Source organism: Arsukibacterium sp. (assembly GCF_041616895.1).
Lineage (GTDB): Bacteria > Pseudomonadota > Gammaproteobacteria > Enterobacterales > Alteromonadaceae > Alishewanella.
The window spans coordinates 1-18123 of sequence record NZ_JBFJPY010000068.1 but is presented as its reverse complement, the minus strand read 5'-3'; the positions used below and the strand labels follow the sequence as shown (position 1 = coordinate 18123).

At 50.8% G+C, this 18123-nt stretch carries 14 protein-coding genes and 1 pseudogene; 6 read left to right on the top strand and 9 right to left on the bottom strand.

Going from position 1 to position 18123, the window contains the following annotated elements:
- Both ABY802_RS11885 and glsB read left to right on the top strand, forming a co-directional pair.
- Nucleotides 1-1488: cation:proton antiporter (locus tag ABY802_RS11885; protein WP_372627325.1), on the top strand; the 1488-nt coding region annotated here is incomplete at its 5' end.
- A gap of 30 nt (nt 1489-1518) precedes the next feature.
- Nucleotides 1519-2445 (top strand): glutaminase B, encoded by a 927-nt coding sequence (gene glsB / locus ABY802_RS11880; RefSeq protein ID WP_372627323.1) that lies wholly within the window; start codon nt 1519-1521, stop codon nt 2443-2445.
- A gap of 42 nt (nt 2446-2487) precedes the next feature.
- Here glsB and ABY802_RS11875 read toward each other — a convergent pair whose 3' ends face one another.
- The 8 genes from ABY802_RS11875 to ABY802_RS11840 form a co-directional block, all read right to left on the bottom strand.
- The gene (locus ABY802_RS11875) at nt 2488-3078 is read right to left on the bottom strand and encodes a carboxymuconolactone decarboxylase family protein (protein ID WP_372627321.1); all 591 of its coding nucleotides are present in this window, start codon (nt 3076-3078) and stop codon (nt 2488-2490) included.
- Between the two features lie 121 nt (nt 3079-3199).
- Nucleotides 3200-3454 (bottom strand): TIGR03643 family protein, encoded by a 255-nt coding sequence (locus ABY802_RS11870; RefSeq protein WP_372627319.1) that lies wholly within the window; start codon nt 3452-3454, stop codon nt 3200-3202.
- Nucleotides 3451-4158: a cupin domain-containing protein gene (locus ABY802_RS11865; protein WP_372627317.1), complete on the bottom strand. Its 708-nt coding sequence runs from the start codon at nt 4156-4158 to the stop codon at nt 3451-3453. The genes ABY802_RS11870 and ABY802_RS11865 overlap by 4 nt, the downstream gene beginning before the upstream one ends.
- Before the next feature lie 13 nt (nt 4159-4171).
- Nucleotides 4172-4543 (bottom strand): VOC family protein, encoded by a 372-nt coding sequence (locus ABY802_RS11860; protein ID WP_372627315.1) that lies wholly within the window; start codon nt 4541-4543, stop codon nt 4172-4174.
- Between the two features lie 144 nt (nt 4544-4687).
- Complete coding sequence (locus tag ABY802_RS11855) at nt 4688-5368, bottom strand: substrate-binding periplasmic protein (protein WP_372627327.1); 681 nt, start codon at nt 5366-5368, stop codon at nt 4688-4690.
- Nucleotides 5369-5549: 181 nt separating this feature from the next.
- Nucleotides 5550-6365: a hypothetical protein gene (locus tag ABY802_RS11850; RefSeq protein WP_372627313.1), complete on the bottom strand. Its 816-nt coding sequence runs from the start codon at nt 6363-6365 to the stop codon at nt 5550-5552.
- Complete coding sequence (locus ABY802_RS11845) at nt 6358-9462, bottom strand: efflux RND transporter permease subunit (RefSeq protein ID WP_372627311.1); 3105 nt, start codon at nt 9460-9462, stop codon at nt 6358-6360. The genes ABY802_RS11850 and ABY802_RS11845 overlap by 8 nt, the downstream gene beginning before the upstream one ends.
- Nucleotides 9459-10547, bottom strand: a complete 1089-nt coding sequence (locus ABY802_RS11840) for an efflux RND transporter periplasmic adaptor subunit (RefSeq protein WP_372627309.1) — start codon at nt 10545-10547, stop codon at nt 9459-9461. The genes ABY802_RS11845 and ABY802_RS11840 overlap by 4 nt, the downstream gene beginning before the upstream one ends.
- Nucleotides 10548-10824: 277 nt before the next feature.
- On the opposite strand from ABY802_RS11840, the gene ABY802_RS11835 reads away from it, so the two are divergent.
- On the top strand, nt 10825-11880 hold the full coding sequence (locus ABY802_RS11835) for an alkene reductase (protein ID WP_372627307.1): 1056 nt from the start codon (nt 10825-10827) through the stop codon (nt 11878-11880).
- 115 nt (nt 11881-11995) lie between these two features.
- Here ABY802_RS11835 and ABY802_RS11830 read toward each other — a convergent pair whose 3' ends face one another.
- On the bottom strand, nt 11996-12556 hold the full coding sequence (locus ABY802_RS11830) for a malate synthase (RefSeq protein WP_372627305.1): 561 nt from the start codon (nt 12554-12556) through the stop codon (nt 11996-11998).
- Nucleotides 12557-12771: 215 nt separating this feature from the next.
- Here ABY802_RS11830 and ABY802_RS11825 point away from each other — a divergent pair, with 215 nt between their 5' ends.
- The 3 genes and pseudogenes from ABY802_RS11825 to ABY802_RS11815 form a co-directional block, all read left to right on the top strand.
- On the top strand, nt 12772-14274 hold the full coding sequence (locus ABY802_RS11825) for a DUF3612 domain-containing protein (RefSeq protein ID WP_372627303.1): 1503 nt from the start codon (nt 12772-12774) through the stop codon (nt 14272-14274).
- A 119-nt stretch (nt 14275-14393) separates the two neighbouring features.
- Nucleotides 14394-16463: a M13 family metallopeptidase gene (locus ABY802_RS11820; protein WP_372627301.1), complete on the top strand. Its 2070-nt coding sequence runs from the start codon at nt 14394-14396 to the stop codon at nt 16461-16463.
- Nucleotides 16464-17056: 593 nt separating this feature from the next.
- A pseudogene (locus tag ABY802_RS11815) lies at nt 17057-18123 on the top strand (aconitate hydratase B); the annotation flags it as partial.

The window sequence follows — 18123 nt, the reverse complement described above, 5'->3', positions numbered from 1 at the left end:
GGGGCTATTCTGGTGGTAACCGGGCCAACCGTTATTTTACCGCTGCTACATCAGGCAAGGCTCAACCGGGAATCGTCGTCCTTGCTGAAATGGGAAGGGATAGTAAACGATCCGGTTGGCGTATTGCTGGCGGTGCTGACATTTCAATATTTTACCCTGGCTGGCAGCGATTGGTCACAGGTCGTAACGGGGCTGGGTACCGCGATCGCTGTAGCGGCGGTGCTTGGTGGCGCCGGTGGCTGGCTGACAGGCTGGCTTTACCGGCGGGGTGCCGTACCGGCAAACCTGAAAGCACCGTTACTGATGGTATGGGTATTGGGCGCTTACTGGCTCAGCAATCAGTTTCAACATGAAGCCGGCTTGTTGACGGTTACCGTGATGGGACTGGTGATTGGCAATATGAAACTAGTGGAGCGCGACCCACTGCGCCGCTTTAAAGAAAATCTGACAGTTGTTTTGTTGTCGGTGCTTTTTATTGTTATTCCATCGCAACTGAATATTGAGCAGCTGGATTTACTGAATTGGCGCGTAGCTGCCTTTGTGCTGGCGGTATTGCTACTGGTGCGGCCACTGAGCATTTTGCTGGCAACGTTGGGCGCACCAATGCGTGGCAAAGATAAAGTGTTGTTAGCCTGGATCGCGCCGCGCGGTATTGTGGCAGCAGCAACTGCAGGTATTTTTGGCCCTGCTCTGGTCGATGCCGGCTACCCGGATGCCGCAGCACTGCTGCCGATTGTTTTCTTAATTATTATTGTGACGGTGCTGGCACATGGTTTAACCCTGGCGCCATTAGCCCGCAAGATGAAACTTGCAGCGAAGGAAGAAAATGGCTTGCTGATTGTCGGTGCCTCACCGTGGACCCTGGCCCTGGCCCAGACCCTGAAAAAACTAAAAGTAGACGTGGTGGTTGCGGATGGTTCCTACCAGCGGCTGAAGCCCATCCGGATGAATGGCATAAAAGTGTATTATGGGGAGATCTTGTCTGAACATGCCGAGCATGAGCTGGAAGACGAGCATCTGAGTTTTTTGCTGAGCGCTACCGATAATTATTACTACAACGCTCTGGTATGCAAGGCTCAGGGCCATGAGTTTGGCCATCACCGTACCTTTCAGCTGGCGCCTCATCAGGAGTCAGATATGAAACATAAACGCCTTACCGTGCAGCAGCGTGGTTATTTCTCGTTTGAAGCAACCACCGATTTTTACACGCTGCAGCAACACTTAACTGAGGGCTGGACGGTGCAAACTACCCGCTTAAGTAAAGACTTTGATCTGGACCGGCTGCAAAGCCGGCTGGGCGAGCTGGGTAAAGACTGGATATTGCTCGGCTGTGTGTCTGCTCAGGGCGAGTTAAAAATATATTCCTGCGAACAGCGCTTTAAACCCACGTTAGGTTGGACCTTGCTGTATTTCGCCGATGAGAGCAAAGTTATGACCACGGAAGAAAAAGCCGATAAGCCGCCAACAGAAGCAGAGAGTGCAATATGATGGCTGGCAAGTTCAGGCGACGGAGGGCAAATGGATCATCGCGCTGAGTTAACTCCAATGCTGCAGCAGTTGCTGACGCAGTGCAGGCCGTTGTATCACCAGGGCAAAGTCGCCAATTATATCCCGGCGCTGGCTCAGGTGGCACCGCAACATGCCGCGGTTGCCGTGGCGACGCTGGACGGCCAGGTGCATAGTGCGGGCGATGCGCAACAGAATTTTTCACTGCAAAGTATCTCTAAAATTTTTGGTCTGGTTATGGCAATGAACCGGCTGGATGACGAGTTATGGCAGCGTGTTAATATGGAGCCATCAGGTCAGCCATTTAATTCTATTGTCCAGCTGGAGTGGGAACAGGGGATACCGCGCAACCCGGTGATCAATGCTGGCGCCATTGTGGTGGCCGACGTACTGGTAAGCCATTATTCGGCCAGTAAAACTGCTTTTTTAACCTTTTTGCGCCGGCTGACCGGAGAAGAAAACATTTATGCCGATCAGCAGGTGTATTTATCTGAGCTGGAACACGGTAATCGTAACGCCGCGCTGGCGTATCTGATGAAAAGCTTTGGCAATATTGAAGCCGAGGTGCCGCTCGTGCTGGAGCATTATTTTCATCAGTGTGCAACAGCAATAAATTGTGAAAAACTGGCACAGAGCCTGTTATTTCTGGCGAACCGGGGTGTGCAGCCGCACAGTAACGAGCAAATTTGCAGCCGGCGTGATGCCCACCGGGTCAATGCGATTTTATCCACCAGTGGTATGTATGATCAGTCTGGTGAATTTGCCTTTCAGGTTGGCCTGCCCGCGAAAAGCGGCGTGGGCGGCGCCATCGTTGCGATAGTGCCGCAGTTTGGAGTGATCACCGCCTGGAGCCCACCGCTTAACCGCTTTGGTAATTCGGTCGTGGCTATGCAACTTATCAGACAACTGGCTGATGAGCTGGGGCTGTCATTATTCTGAGGCTGTCATTGTTCTGTGTAAATGACCCCAGCTTGGCAACGGTTATTGATGTTTACCGGGTGTCCAGCCTTTTGCACCAAGCAAGGCTTCGCCTGAGGCAATAGCGCCTTCCTCCAGCGAGGTAGCCATGGAATCATTCCAGCGGTTCAGATAGCCAAAAAGGGCGATAACGCCCATAACTTCTACAATTTCGCCATGATCCCAGTGCTGGCGCATCTGGTTCTGAATGGCCTCGTCAACCGCATTAGGAACCTGGGACGCTGCAATCGCTAATTCGAGTGCGGCCCGTTCGGCGGCACTAAATGCCGGGTGGGTTCGAAATTGCCAGATATTGGCGAGTTGCTCGTCGGGGGCTCCATAGCGCTCGGCTGCCCGAATGGTATGTGCCTGGCAATAGCGGCACCCCGTGGCATAACTCGACACATAAGCGAGTAGCCGCTTCAGCGCAGAAGTAACCCGGCCGTTGTTCTCCATTACTGCCATATTCAATTGAATAAACGCTTTGGCAATGGCCGGCCGGTGGCTCATTGTCAGCACACTGTTCGGGCAAAAGCCCAGAGTTTCATTAAAAAAACGTGCCAGTTCAGCCACATCGGGGTTAGCATCGGCAGTCAGCGGGGGCACAAACGCCATATTTAATCCTTTAAATTTATAAACAGAAGTGGTTACTTTAGCATTTGTTTAAAGTTTGACTACCGTTGGCAACGGGTTTACCGCCCGAACCTTTGAAATTCCGGTAACTGATTGGCTTAGTTCAGCGTTTATATTGGGTAGGACAATAAGCCCGATTGATTTCCGGGTGACGTAATTTCAGGTGTTTGGTTTTGCGACCGCTGACCCGGGCGCGCCATAGACGAAATGAGCCGGCTTTTAATTCGCGGCGCATCAGTTTAATCACGGCGGGTTCATTTAAGCCGTAAAGCTGCTCGATAGCTTCAAACGGGGTGCGATCCTCCCAGGCCATTTCAATTACCCGGGACACGTCAGTTGCGGTTAGGGTATTGCTCATTGGCTAGTGACCTGCTTTATACTGATAAATTTATCGCCCAATAACCCAGCGCCCAAATGGCCCACTTTGACATAAATCAGCGCACCCTCAGCACCAGTAAAAGGGGTATGCTGGCTATAGCGTGGGTTACGTAACCAGCTGCCAGCGGGATACAGCCCCTGCTCGTCGCAAAATAAACCTTCAAGCACCAGTATTTCTTCGCCGCCAACATGCATATGGCGGTTAAAGTGGGTATTTGGCGCCCAGCGCACTAAGGCGGTACTAACGGCATCATGCTCATGCAGCGGCAACACCGATAACCCCGCTACCAGACCTTGCCGCCAGGGCTCTTGCCGGGTATTAACCACCAGTTGCTGCTTGTCATCTGCGGCAAATTGCCATAGTTTTACCAGCAGGGTGCAACCATCTCGTGAAAACGGTTTGTGTGACGTACCTGGCGGATTGCGCAGGTAAGTACCCACCGGATAATCGCCATGCTCATCGCTGAACACGCCCTCCAGCACCAGTATTTCTTCGCCGCCGTCATGGGTATGGCTGCTGTAGCCACTACCAGCAGCGTACCGGACGATGCTGGTAGCACGGGCCACTTCACCACCTGCCCGGTCCAGCATCATTCTGCTTACGCCCGAAAGGGGTGAGTCAACAAACTGATACTGCTCAGGCAGAATAACGGCGCGCTGCTCAAAATTGCTGTTTAGCTGCATGACCCGCTAACCTTTAACCGAAATGACAAAAACACAGCTTATTGCCATCAACATCTTTTACATAAGCACCGTAAAATTTACCCTCAATACGCTGGCCAGGCTTACCATCGCAGTGGGCACCCAGGGCAATCGCTTTGTGATACAGCGCATCAACTTTTTCTTTTGAGCCTGGTTGAAACGACACCATGTTGCCATTACCCGGGGTTGCTGGCTGCTTATTAAAGGGTTCGCACACCGCCAACATTGGTTGGCTCATGCTTTTGCCAAAAAAAGCGATGCGGCCCATATCCATTAACGATTTGCTGCCAAGTTCGCCTAACAGTTCACCATAAAACGCTTTTGCTGCGGTTAAATCGTTTACACCCAGTGTTACGTAACTAATCATTGCCTTTACTCCGGTTGATGTTAAACATCTGCTGATGGACACTGCTTACGGCACCAGCAACAGATTGGAGCAGTAAGCCGTTACTTTTATTTTTGAGCATTCAGGCAACGTTACATGTATCAGTGCAGGCAAGCCTTGATTGGCTTACGGGACAGTGTCCGGCACTAATTTAGCGGATGAGCTGTCAGGTGGCGGCGTAAAGTAACGCAACTGCTCAGCTGCGGCATAAGCCGACAGTGCCTGCTGAATATAGGTTTTGTGCAATGACAGTTCTGAAACAGCAAAGTAGGTATTAATGCTGTCCAGCAGTTGCCGGTTATAAATTGCTGCTATCGGCAGGTAACGTTGCGTCATAAAAAAGTTAAACGGTGCTTCATAGGTTAGCAAAGCATTACTGCGACCCTTGATAAACATTTCTATGGCGTCGATGCTATCAGGCATGTCAACAAACTGATAGCCCTGAGCGCTCAATCGCTGTCTTTGACCACTGTAGTCAAAGCCACGAATTGCCGCTATCGTCGGTTTTTCAACAGAATTAAGCGCGCCATTGGGAATAACATTGCTAAGCAGGACTAATGACAACTGGGTATAAGGTGGCTCAATAAAACTAACATTGGCCGGTAAGGCTTTCGTCTGTTTAATATTAATGGTGAGATCAATTTCACCGGTACCCAGCATTTTATAGAGGCGGGCGGCCGTGGCGCAGACCGTTACAACTTTAATGTCAGCGGTTTCGAGTATCTTACGGGTTAAATCCACCGCCTCGCCGCCGCAAACATCATTATCTGTCATTACAGAATAGGGCGGAAAATTATGCAGCCCCATCCGTATTTCGACAGTAGCGAAGACGGCAAAGTGGCAGCATAAAAGGAGTAACATTAACCAGCGCATATTCAGCCTTTAACATGGTAATGCAATATTCTAACGCAGTCTGGCAAATTAGGCATCTCCGACAAAAACGTTGTTGCGGAGCCTTTTTAAAAGCGCAGCTGCTACCTTAACCCGCTTACAGTTGATGTCGGGATATAAATTGTTCCGCCGGCAGCTGGTCAAACTGTTGCATCAGTTCACTGAATATTTTGCTACCACTTAATGTATCTAAGGAGACTATTACCTCTGCCAAAGTGTCGTCTTGCAAACGGCAACAATGCTGGTAGCTGGAGATAAGGCTGGTTAGCGAGCCTTTGCCTTGCTGCTTCAGCTGGCGATCGGCTACCACAAAAAACTGGGCGCCGCCCCAGTAACCTGCAGGAAAACGACGCTGGCCCAGTAACAGTGCTGCGGTAGCCGCCATGCTGGTTTGTTGTTGGTAATGCTCCCGCTGTGGTGCAAATTTAGCGCTTATGGCTAAGCCAGCATTCTCTATAAGTCCGGCTTGCTGCATGATGTGATACTGCATAAAACTGGCAAAACCTTCGGCAAACCAGGCATTGGAGCGGCCCAGAAACGGCAAGGCCAGGTGGGCTATTTCATGGTATGCGGTCCAGTCTTGCGTAAACTGCTGCAAGCTGAACGCCGGTTCCACATAAAAGTGAATTTGCTGACTGCTGTCACGCCAGGTGTTAGCCCAGGGCACCGGCTCATTAGCCGGGCGCCGGTAGATATAGAGTTGCATGGTAAAGGGATAGGGGCCCAACACGGCGAGCGAGCTGGTAGCACTTTGCTCAAGCCAGCTGCTGATTTTGGTTTGCTCAAGCGGGTTGAAGTCCTGTTGCCAGTGCAGCTTATAAGCTTTTTCCTGCGCCAAACTATTATTACTATCAGCACTACAACTGCCGCTGGAAGCTAACAGCAGCACTAGTAACGGCAGCCACTTAGCCATAACTGGGCTGCTTGCTATCAGCTTTCTCGGCAGCATTGTCAGGGGTTTTGGTGCGGTGCAGCTTTTCACCCAATACCAGCATGCAGGGCGTTAAAAACAGAGTAAGCAAGGTGGCGAAGGTTAACCCCCCGGCAATGGCACTGGATAACTGGGTCCACCATTGGGTTGACGGCGCGTCAAAGCCAAGGCTGGGCTCCAGCAGATTGACGTTTACCGCCAGTACCATGGGCATTAAACCCAGCACGGTCGTTACCGACGTCAGCAATACCGGCCGTAAGCGCAGGCAGCCAGTTTCCAGTGCGGCTTCAGTCGCAGACATGCCGCTGTCTCGAAGTTGGTTAAAGGTGTCTATCAGTACGATGTTATTATTTACCACAATACCTGCCAGACCAATAATCCCCATGCCTACCATTACGATACCAAAGCTCTGGCCGTTCACCAGCAGGCCCAGTAATACCCCGGCGGTCGAAAATACAATTGCCGACAACACCAATAAGCTTTGGTACCAGCTGTTAAATTGCACCAGCAAAATCATCAGCATTAAAAAAATTGCTGTGGCGAAAGCCCCCAGTAAAAAGGTCATCGCTTCTTGCTGATCGGCACTTTCACCAGCGGTTTTGACATTAACGTTGGCGGGCAACTCCATATCACTGGCCAGTAATGCCTGTAAGCGCTCACTAACCTGGGCGCCTGGCGTTAAATCGCTTTTTATCGTGACAGCGCGATTGCCATCAATCCGCTTAATAACACTGGTTTTGGGCGCCGGTACCAATTCGACAAAGTTGCTAAGGGGTACCTGGCCCCGCGGTGTCTGAATAGTCAACCGGCCCAGTTGATTCAGTGAGCGCCACTGCTGCGGAAACCTAACCCGGATATCCACTTCATCGCTGGCATATTCGGGGCGGAACTTGGCCAGCAATAAGCCGTTACTGACCATTTGCACCGCGTTGCCTACTGTTAGCACATCGGCACCGAAACGGGCAGCGGCGGCGCGATCCACTTCAATTCGCCATTCAATTCCAGGCAAGCTGCGGTCATCCTCAATATCGACGAAACCCTCCATCTGCTGCATCTGGCTGACAATGGTGCTTACCGCCTGCTCGGTGGCTGCTACTTCGCTGCTGCTAACCTGCAGCTCTATCGGTTTACCGGCGGCAGGACCTTCCTGTTGCTGGCGGAATTCCAGAATAACACCCGGGATGTCGTCGGTAAGCTTACGCATATCAGCCAGAATTGCTGCGGCTTTGCGCCGCTCAAACCAGTCGATAAATTGAAATTGCAAGGTGCCAACCACATCAGGGGCCAGCTCGCTACTACTACTGGCCAGCGATCGCGCATACAGGGCTTTCACTTCTGCTAAGCCCAAGAGTCGCTGCTCTACCTGTTGAAGCAGGGCGTCTTTTTCATAAATAGACATATCGCCACGGGCTCGTACCCATACCTGAGCCGACTCGGGTTCGACATCCGGGAAAAACTCCATGCCATGGTTAAACTGGCTATAGGCCACGAAAATAAGGGCCATAGCGCCGAGCAGGCCAGCCAGAGTAAGCGCCGGATAGCGCAGCAGGCGGCTGAGCAAACTGCGGTAGGCTTTACCTGGCCGGCTGGCTTCAATTTGATGCGGAGCAGGCCTGGCCCGGCTAACGCCGCCCATCACCGGCAGGAAAATCAGTGCCATAAACAAGGATGCCAGCAAGCACAGGATCACCGTCGCCGGCAGATACTTCATAAACTGACCGACCACACCCGGCCAGAATAACAGTGGCATAAACACCACTATGGTGGTGGCAGTAGAAGCAATAATCGGCCAGGCCATGCGGCTGGCGGCATTGGCCCAGGCTTGTTTGGGTGGCTGGCCTTCACCCAGGTTACGATCAGCCAGCTCGCTGACCACAACCGCGCCGTCAACCAGCATGCCGGCCACCAGAATAAGGGCGAACAGCACAATAATATTCATGGTAAAGCCTAAGGCGGAAATCATCAGAATGCCTGCGAAAAATGCGCCAGGGATGGTAATGCCCACCAGCAAGGCCGAGCGCACCCCCATGGTCGCGACAATCAGGATCAGCACCAGCACCACTGCAGTTAACACGTTGTTCAGCAGATCTGACAGCATGTTTTTCACTTCTTTAGACTGGTCCATAATGTAGTTAATGTGCATGCCATCCGGAAACTGACTGCTGGCGGTGTCGATGAGTGCTTTGGTTTGCTCAATAGTTGAAATAATGTTAGCGCCGCTGCGTTTTTTTACTTCCAGCACCACGGCTGGCTGGCCGTTAATTCTGGCGAAACCAAGCGGATCTTTAAAACTACGGCTAATGGTCGCGACATCACCAAAGGTAATCACGGTATCGCCATTTACTTTGATAGGCATGGATAGAACATCGTCTAAATCTTCAATAACGCCCGGTACTTTCATGGCAAAGCGGCCGGCGCCGGTGTCCAGGCTGCCGGCAGCTACCAGCCGGTTATTATTGGACACCAGACTGAACAGCTGCTGGTAATCCAGGCCATACCCTTCCAGCACTTGCGGGTCGACGACAATTTCCAGCATATCTTCGCGATCGCCACCAATATCGACTTCCAGCACTTCAGGTATGGCTTCAATATTCTCCTGTAATTTCCGGGCGATAAATACCAACTGGCTCTCTGACACCGGTCCGGATAAGCCCACAGATAACACCGGGAATAAACCAACGTTAATTTCATTGACGGTGGGTTCATCGGCCTCGCTCGGCAATTTAGCGCGTGCTGCGTCTACTTTAACCCGCACATCGGCCAGGGCCTGATCAGCATTAAAACCGGCATCAAACTCCAGCATCACAGAAGCATGACCTTCGCTGGCGGTTGAGGTCATTTTCTTGATGCCCTCCAGCGATCGCAGTTCATGCTCCATCGGCCTTACCAGTAAGCGCTCACCATCTTCCGGGCTTATGCCATCAAGTGACATCGAGACATACATCATCGGAATAGCCACATCGGGGTTGGCTTCTTTGGGGATGGTCTGATACGCGGTAATACCGGCGATAAACAAAAACAGCAACAACATTAAACTGGCACGGCTGCGGCTGATTGCGGCCTGAATAATGGCATTCATGGTTTGGCCCCGGCAGCCTGCGGCTCAACTCTTACGCTGTCACCGGTTTTAACAAAGCCGGCACCCTGGGTAATTATCCGGGCCCGTTGTGGTAAGCCACTGACCCGGGCCCCTTTGTTGGTGGCACTTAAAATATCTACCGGGTAAAACACTACCTGGTTCTGCTCGTTTACCACCGACACGCCGAGCTTGCCGGTATTATCCAGACTAAGCAGTGCCGGTGATATAAGATGAGCTGGTACCGGAGCTAATTGCACTTCAACCGTGGTACTGCCGCCAGCAACGCGAAGTAATTGCGGGTTAGCCACGGTCACTTCAATATAAAAGCTGCGGGTGGCAGTATCTGCCGCAAAGCTAATAAAACTGAGGGTGCCGCTAAGTTCCCTGCCATCGAGTAAACTAAGCGTGACGTGCTGGCCCTCTGCCAATGCCTTAACATGTTGTTGTGGAATTTGGGCGGTTACTTTTAATTTATCAATTTGCACCAGGCTTAGTAGATCTGTGCCAACCTGCACGCCATCACCTACCTCAACAAAACGCCGATCGACCACGCCATTAAAGGGTGCTGTCGGTTCAATTTGCTGCAATGCCAGTCTGGCACTTTCAAATTCAGCTTCTGCTTTAGCCAATTCACTTTGCAGCCGCGTTAGATCTGTCGCCGATAAAAACTGCGATTTGCTCAAGGCACGTGCGCTGGCCAGCTCGTCCTGTCGCAAGGTGAGGTTGGCTTTAGCTTGTGCCAACAACGCACTGCGGCCTTCGTCAGACAAGCGCAATAACTTATCACCCTTAGCAACCCTGTCACCCTGCTCAGCGATTACGCCGGCTACCGTTCCGGCTTGCTGAGATGTAATACTGACGCTACGCCAAGGCAATATTTGCCCCTGTGCAACCTGAGTTAATTGGTAGGGCTCGGCTTCAGACCAGCGGGTTTCTACCAGCGGCAATTGTTGCTCGGGAACTTGCTGCTCAGCCGGAGCCTGCTTTTTGGCACTGTAGTTGTCACCACTAAGTAACCAGAGCAGTAACGCCAATGCCAGCACAATCGCGATAATGACCGGAGAGGCTGAGAACTTTTTCAACATAAGTGATCCTTCAGAAGAACAATAAACCAATAGCGGAATAAGCCGCTGCAAAATATACCTACATGAATGAATGTCAGCAAGTGAACAACTGTAAGCAAATATGGCCATCGGCCGGTTATTTTTTGCTATTCATCGCTACGGCCCTTGTTTTTAGGAAAGCCAGACCAATTAAGTTGAAACTGATTAACACTGACCAATAGCACCCTGCTTGTTAAGGCAGGGCTGGATAACGGCAGCGTAAGTGCTGTCAACTGAATTACTACTAACAGGATATAACATGGCTAATTTATTCGACCCGATAAAGGTGGGAGATTTACAATTACCTAACCGGATTATAATGGCTCCGTTAACCCGCTGTCGTGCCGACGCCGGCAGAGTACCTAATGATTTGATGGTTGAATATTATCGCCAGCGCGCCACTGCCGGCTTAATTATAACCGAAGCTACCTCGGTTAGCCCAATGGGTGTTGGCTACCCGGATACGCCTGGCATTTGGTCGGATGAACAAGTTGCTGGCTGGCAAAAAATCACGGCTGCGGTGCATCAGGCCGGTGGGCGCATTATATTGCAACTGTGGCATGTTGGCCGTATTTCAGACCCGCATTATTTAGACGGCGAGCTGCCGGTAGCGCCCAGTGCCATTGCAGCAGAGGGGCATGTCAGTTTGCTCAGGCCGAAAAAAGCCTTTGTCACCCCCAGAGCGCTGGCAGCAGAAGAGATTGCTGGCATTGTTGAGGCTTATCGGCTGGGTGCAGCAAATGCTAAAAAAGCCGGTTTTGATGGGGTCGAAATTCATGGTGCTAATGGCTATTTGCTTGACCAGTTTTTGCAAGATAGCACTAATCAGCGCACCGACCGTTATGGCGGCAGCATTGAAAACCGCGCCCGGCTAATGCTGGAAGTGACCGATGCCGTCGTGTCGGTTTGGGGCGCTGGCCGGGTAGGCATGCACCTTGCTCCCCGAGCTGATGCGCATAACATGGGCGATTCACAGCGCACTGATACCTTTGGTTATGTGGCGCAGCAGCTGGGCAAAAGACAGATAGCCTTTATTTGTTCCCGGGAAGCGCAGCGCGATGACAGCTTAGGGCCCAAATTAAAGCAATTATTCGGTGGTGTTTACATTAGTAATGAACAGTTCGATAAAGCCAGTGCCAACGCCCTTATCGCCAGCGGCGATGCAGATGCCGTAGCGTTCGGGGTGCCGTATATCGCGAACCCGGATTTAGTGGCGCGTTTTGCCAAAGATGCCGAATTGAATAACGCAAAACCAGAGCTATTTTATGGTGGTGGTGCAGAGGGGTACACTGATTATCCGGCGCTGGCTGAATAACGCTGGCAAGCGTATTCAGGTTTGCGTTTTCACTTTAAAAAAACGTATGCCCCCAGGCATTATTCTGTTGGGGGCATAGTGAGTATCTGCTGGCTGTGCTTATGTCGAAGACGTGTTAAGCCTCGTAGCGTTCACCGTCTTTGGCGGTAAAGCGCTTTTCGCTTTGACAGCCTTTACTTACCTGCTTACCGGTTAACAGACTGAACCACGGTTCGCCGGTTTGTTTTGCCTGCAGCTGAATATCATCGATTCCTGCACAGTCTTTTTCGCCATTACCGCCATGGCGGTTTAACACTAGCTCGACATGGCGGCCTTCATTAACCAGCACCAGTGATTCCGGCGCTTCGCGATGACCGCTTAGTGCCACAAACTGCGCCGGGTTTTGCAGGCCGCTTTTGCTGCCATCGGCAAAAAACGCCAGCAAGTGCTGAAAATATACCATGTAGCACACTACCTCTTTATGCGAGCCCTGGGCCAGCGGGAAGGTTTTGTCTAAAAAGCCTTTTGAGTAGTCCATGACCTGTTTAACATGGCGCTCATTCAGCTGATTAATAACGCTAAGCTCGGTCGCCATCCAGGCAGTGTGGTTTGGCGTGTGTTGGCTGTGGGTTGGGGCCAGTGTAGTCATGTTGTTATCCTCGTCTTTGTCGGGTCTTTTTGCTGTTAGCTGGTTCACACTCCGGCCCGCAACTCCTGCTGTGCTCGCCACAGCAACTCGCTGCCGCTTGCGCGTTCGCTCAGACACTCTGTGGCTGCGCTATCAGGATTCCGGGCCTTCGTTGCGGTAGCGTCTTTTCAGAACGCAGACCAGTTGCTATCGGTTAAAAACTAGTCTAGGCTAAAAATCAGAATAATTTCACAATAGAAATTTTACAGTGTGAATTTTACAAAATGAAAATAAACAAAAGCCTGCTTAGAAAGTCCCATTTCTTAGGAACAAAAATAAGAAACCTGAGAAAGCGCAATAACTTAACTATGGAAGACCTATCCACTCGCTGTATCCGGGTTAACCCGGAGCAGGCGCCGTCGGTGTCGTATTTGTCGATGATAGAGCGGGGCAAGCGCACGCCAGGTATTGAAATGCTGGAGGTGATAGCCGAAGTTTTTCAAAAAGATCTGGACTGGTTTTTAGATGGCGAAGATAACGAGCAGGATCTGACGCCACAAAAAGGCAGCCGCGGCGGTATTAGCGGTATGGCGTTAGAGCCGGGGTTTTTGTTCTCGAACGACATTCTGCAAATTGCGATACCGGAAATGCTGTCGCAAACCGGCACCAGCGGTAAGCAGTTTGCCCAGTTACTGATCAGAGCACACCAGGAGCATCATCAGAATCATTTTCCTGAGTTGGAGCGGGCGGCAGAAGAGGTTGGCCAAAAGCGGATGCCGCTGAGTGTTGAGGAACTGATGGCCATTGTGAAGCAGCTGGGACTCAAAGTCAGCTGGTTTACCGAGCCGCCAAAAGAGCTGCTGGATGAGCTTGGCGTGTTATCGAAAAACGTCTCGACGTCTTTTTTCACCCCACCAGACACCCTGCATTTAAACCGGCTGTTACAGAATTTTCCTACCCGCTTAAAATATGAATTGGCGGTGCATATTGGCCATACGGTTTTACATAATAAAGATGGTGTGAAAAGCAGCATGACGGTAGGCGGCACCCATGATGATGAAATGTCACAATCTACCGCCGTGCAACCACAGGATATTCTGCATGCCTGGCGCGATTTTGAATCAAGTTTTTTTGCTGGCGCCCTGCTATGCCCCAAGCTACCCTTTCGCCAGTTGCTGGATCGCCAGGGCTATGAAATCAGCAGCCATCAACAGGCTGGTGTGTCCGCTTCCGTAGCCATGCGCCGGATGACCGCGGTGTCGCCGTATACCCACTGGCATTATTTTGATGCCTATACCCCGGGTAAACTGAAAGCGGTGTATCGCGGCAACGGCATACCTTTGCCTTGGGGCAATATGCGTCAGGTGGAAGATCCCTGTCAGCACTGGGCGGTGTTCAGAATGTTTGATGTTGAAGGCGTTGCCAGCAGTGCTCAGCTGTCATTACTCGACGTAAATGGCAAGCCACGTATTTATTGTTGTGAGTCAACTAAAGTCAGTGATTTAGCCGGTAATAACCACGTGTTATGTGCCGGGATTGATCTTAACCCGGCGTTATTAGCGCAGGGCGTGGATGCCGATGCTATGGCCAGCGAGCTGAAGCAGTTATGTATCAATAGTGTTGGCGGCGCCAGGGTGCCCAAAGCTATTCAGACCTCACTCACCAGTGTGGCCAATATTCTGAATATAAATTGGGTGGCGCGCAGCCTGCAAAAACCGGCACAGCTTATTTGCGCCAGAGGCAATAGCTGCCCGCGCAGCCCGGGTTGTTATCAGTGTGGGGAGTAAATATATTCTGTTACAACTTGTCCGCCGCGGAAATTTGGTTTTGCTTGATGACAACGCTAAGATAGCGCCGAAATTATAACTAAAACCGAATTCCATCCCTCGTATTTCAGGAACATGTAATGAAAAAATTCAGTATCATTGCCGCCAGTGTTGCACTGGCGTTAGGTTTAGTGGCGTGTAGTGACTCTACCTCCACCCAAAACAATGAACCCGTAGCAGCGCAACAGCAAGCGCCGCGGGTATCCGGTGTCGATAGCCAGTATTTTGATCCCGCAGTAAAATTCAGTGAAGATTTCTTTTTGGCGGTAAACGGCAAGTGGCTGGAGGAAACCGCCATTCCGGCTGACAAAGCGTCTTATGGCTCGTTTCACATTCTGAACGACAACTCGCAGCAAGCCGTTAAAGCCATTATTGATGAAGTGTCAGCCCGCACCGATTTAAAAGCGGGCTCTGATGAGCAGAAATTAGGGCATTTTTACAACAGCTTTATGGATGAAGCAACAATTGAAAAGCTTGGCTTAAGCCCGCTGCAGCCGCAATTAGATGCCATTAGCTCTCTGGAAAATAAAGAGCAGTTACCAATGTTGTTTGCCCGTTTGCAACGCGATGGCATTGCTATCCCATTTGGTTGGTTCATCAATAACGATGCGAAAAACTCAACGGAATACGCAGTATATTTAAGCCAGGGCGGCTTAGGACTGCCAGATCGTGACTATTATTTTAACGATGATGAAAAATCAGTGAAACTGATTGCCGACTACAAAGCTTATTTAACTGATATGTTCAGCATGGCTGGCAATGATGATGCAGCGGCAGCTGCCGAGCGGGTATTTTCCCTGGAAAAAGCGCTGGCTGAACACCACTGGACCCGGCTGGATAACCGCAATGCCGATAAAACATACAACAAGATGGCGACCTCTGAGCTGAATAACAGCATGGGTAGCTTTGACTGGGCCGCCTTTGCCAATGACGTTAAGCTGGCTGAAGTGACTGATATTATTGTGCGTCAACCAAGCTACTTTGAAGGTTTTGCCAAGGTATTCGCGGCAACAGACTTACAAAGCTGGCAGGATTATTTAAGCCTGAAAACCATTCATGGCTACGCCGATAAACTAAGCAGCAACTTTGCTGACCGTCGGTTTGCTTTTTACGGCACCACCTTAAGTGGTACCGAGCAACAGCAACCACGCTGGAAGCGGGCAGTAGATGCAGCAGACCAGGTACTGGGCGAGCTGACCGGTAAGTTGTATGTTGAGCGCCACTTTACCCCACAAGCCAAAGCGCGGATGGAAGAGTTGGTGGCTAACCTGATAAAAGCTTATGAGCTGTCAATTAACGAATTGGAGTGGATGACCGAAGAAACTAAAGTTGCTGCCCAGGAGAAACTGAGTAAGTTCACGCCGAAAATTGGATATCCGGATAAATGGAAAGATTACTCGGCGTTAGACATTAAAGCTGACGATTTAGTCGGTAACTTTATCCGTGCCAGCCATTGGGGGTACGATCAAATGGTGGCGAAATTAGGCCAGCCTATCGATAAAGGCGAATGGTTTATGACGCCGCAAACGGTAAATGCCTACTACAACCCGGTAAACAACGAAATTGTGTTCCCGGCCGCTATTTTGCAACCCCCGTTCTTTAATATGGATGCTGACGATGCGGTAAACTATGGCGGTATTGGTGGCGTTATCGGCCACGAAATTGGCCATGGTTTTGATGATCAGGGCGCTAAATATGATGGTGATGGCAACTTGCGTAACTGGTGGACAGAGCAGGATAAAGGCCAGTTCCAGGCGCGTGGTGCTAAGCTAATTGGCCAGTACAATAAGTTTGAGCCACTGCCAGGTGTTAACGTAAACGGTGCAGTGGCACTGGGCGAGAACATCGGTGATTTAGGCGGCATGACGGTAGCGCTGAAAGCGTATAAATTGTCGCTGGAAGGAAAAGACGCACCAGTAATGGACGGCTTTACCGGTGAACAGCGGTTCTTTATCAGCTGGGCCCAGGTATGGCGGACTAAGTTCCGCGAAGAAGCGCTGCGTCGCCAGTTAAGCACCGGGCCACATTCGCCGGCGCATTACCGGGTAATTGGCGTGCTGCCAAATATTCCTGAGTTTTACCCGGCCTTTGATATTAAAGAAGGCGATGCGATGTATATCGCGCCAGAGCAGCGCGTTAAGATCTGGTAATTACCCGTCGTCTTTCAAAATGCACGGGTGTTAGCTGCGACCATCAACTCCAATCACTTAGTAACGCTAAGCTCATGGAGATTGATGGTCTTGCTGCCTACATGCATGTTGAAATCCTTAGGGTAATGTTTTTCTGCTAGACTACACAGGCTGAACACTTTGGTGTTCAGCCTTTTGTTTTCGGGAGTAGCTCCGTTTGATAGAGGTTAGAACCCCGATTTGGGCGCCACAGAGTGTCTGAGCCATGCCGAAAGCAACAGGCGACAAATTCGTCAGGAACGAATTTGAACAGCTTTGCTGGCTTGCGAAGGGCAGGACGCCCGAAGTAATTGCTGTGGCGAGCCAGAGCGGGCGTTGTAACCGGCATCTTTGCACTCAAATCGGCAGCAACACCGGAGATGCTGAGGTCTGACCACTATAAGTAAAAATATAGAACATCAGCTTTTATATTCATGCTGCTTATACCCATTATAAGCGCTGTGGTTAACGGGCTGATGTCAATTTGGCCCGAATTTTTATATAATCGCGCCCATTCATTCTAAGAATGACGCCGCAGTAGCAAGACTGCCGGCAACGACCAAGAGGATCATACTGTGCTACAACAATATCGCGAACATGTGGCCGAGCGCGCAGCGCAAGGTATACCGCCAAAGCCGCTCAATGCCGAGCAGGTAGCCGCCTTAGTTGAACTGTTAAAAAATCCGCCAAAAGGCGAAGAAGAAACGCTGTTAGACTTATTGATTAACCGGGTACCTCCGGGTGTGGATGAAGCTGCTTATGTAAAAGCCGGCTTTTTAGCGGCATTAGCCAAAGGTGAAGCCAGCTGCAGCCTGATCAGCGCTGAGCGTGCCACTGAACTGTTAGGCACCATGATGGGTGGCTATAACATTCAACCATTAATCAGCCTGTTAGACGATGCTGCGCTGGCACCGATTGCCGCTAAAGCGCTGTCACATACTTTGCTGATTTTTGATGCATTTCATGACGTCACTGAAAAAGCTGATGCCGGTAATAGCCATGCTAAACAAGTGGTGCAAAGCTGGGCTGATGCCGAGTGGTTTGAAAGCAAACCAGCATTAGCAGAAAAAATTACCGTTACCGTGTTTAAAGTGTCGGGCGAAACCAACACTGATGATTTGTCGCCAGCACCGGATGCCTGGTCACGGCCGGATATTCCATTGCATGCTTTAGCCATGCTGAAAAATGCCCGTGAAGGCATTAACCCGGATCAGCCAGGTACCGTTGGCCCCATTAAGCAGTTAGACGAGCTGAACAAGAAAGGCTTCCCACTGGCTTACGTTGGCGATGTTGTTGGTACCGGTTCATCACGTAAATCAGCGACTAACTCTGTGCTGTGGTTTATGGGCGATGACATCCCTTACGTCCCGAATAAGCGCGGCGGTGGTTTTGTGTTAGGTGGCAAAATTGCGCCTATCTTCTTCAATACCATGGAAGACTCTGGTGCACTGCCGATTGAAGTTGATGTAAATAATCTGGAAATGGGCGATATCATCGATATTCTGCCATTCGAAGGCAAAGTAGTCCGTCATGGCACGGATGAGGTGCTGGCTGAGTTCACCCTGGCAACCGATGTGTTAATTGACGAGGTGCGCGCCGGTGGCCGTATACCGTTAATCATTGGCCGTGGTTTAACTGACCG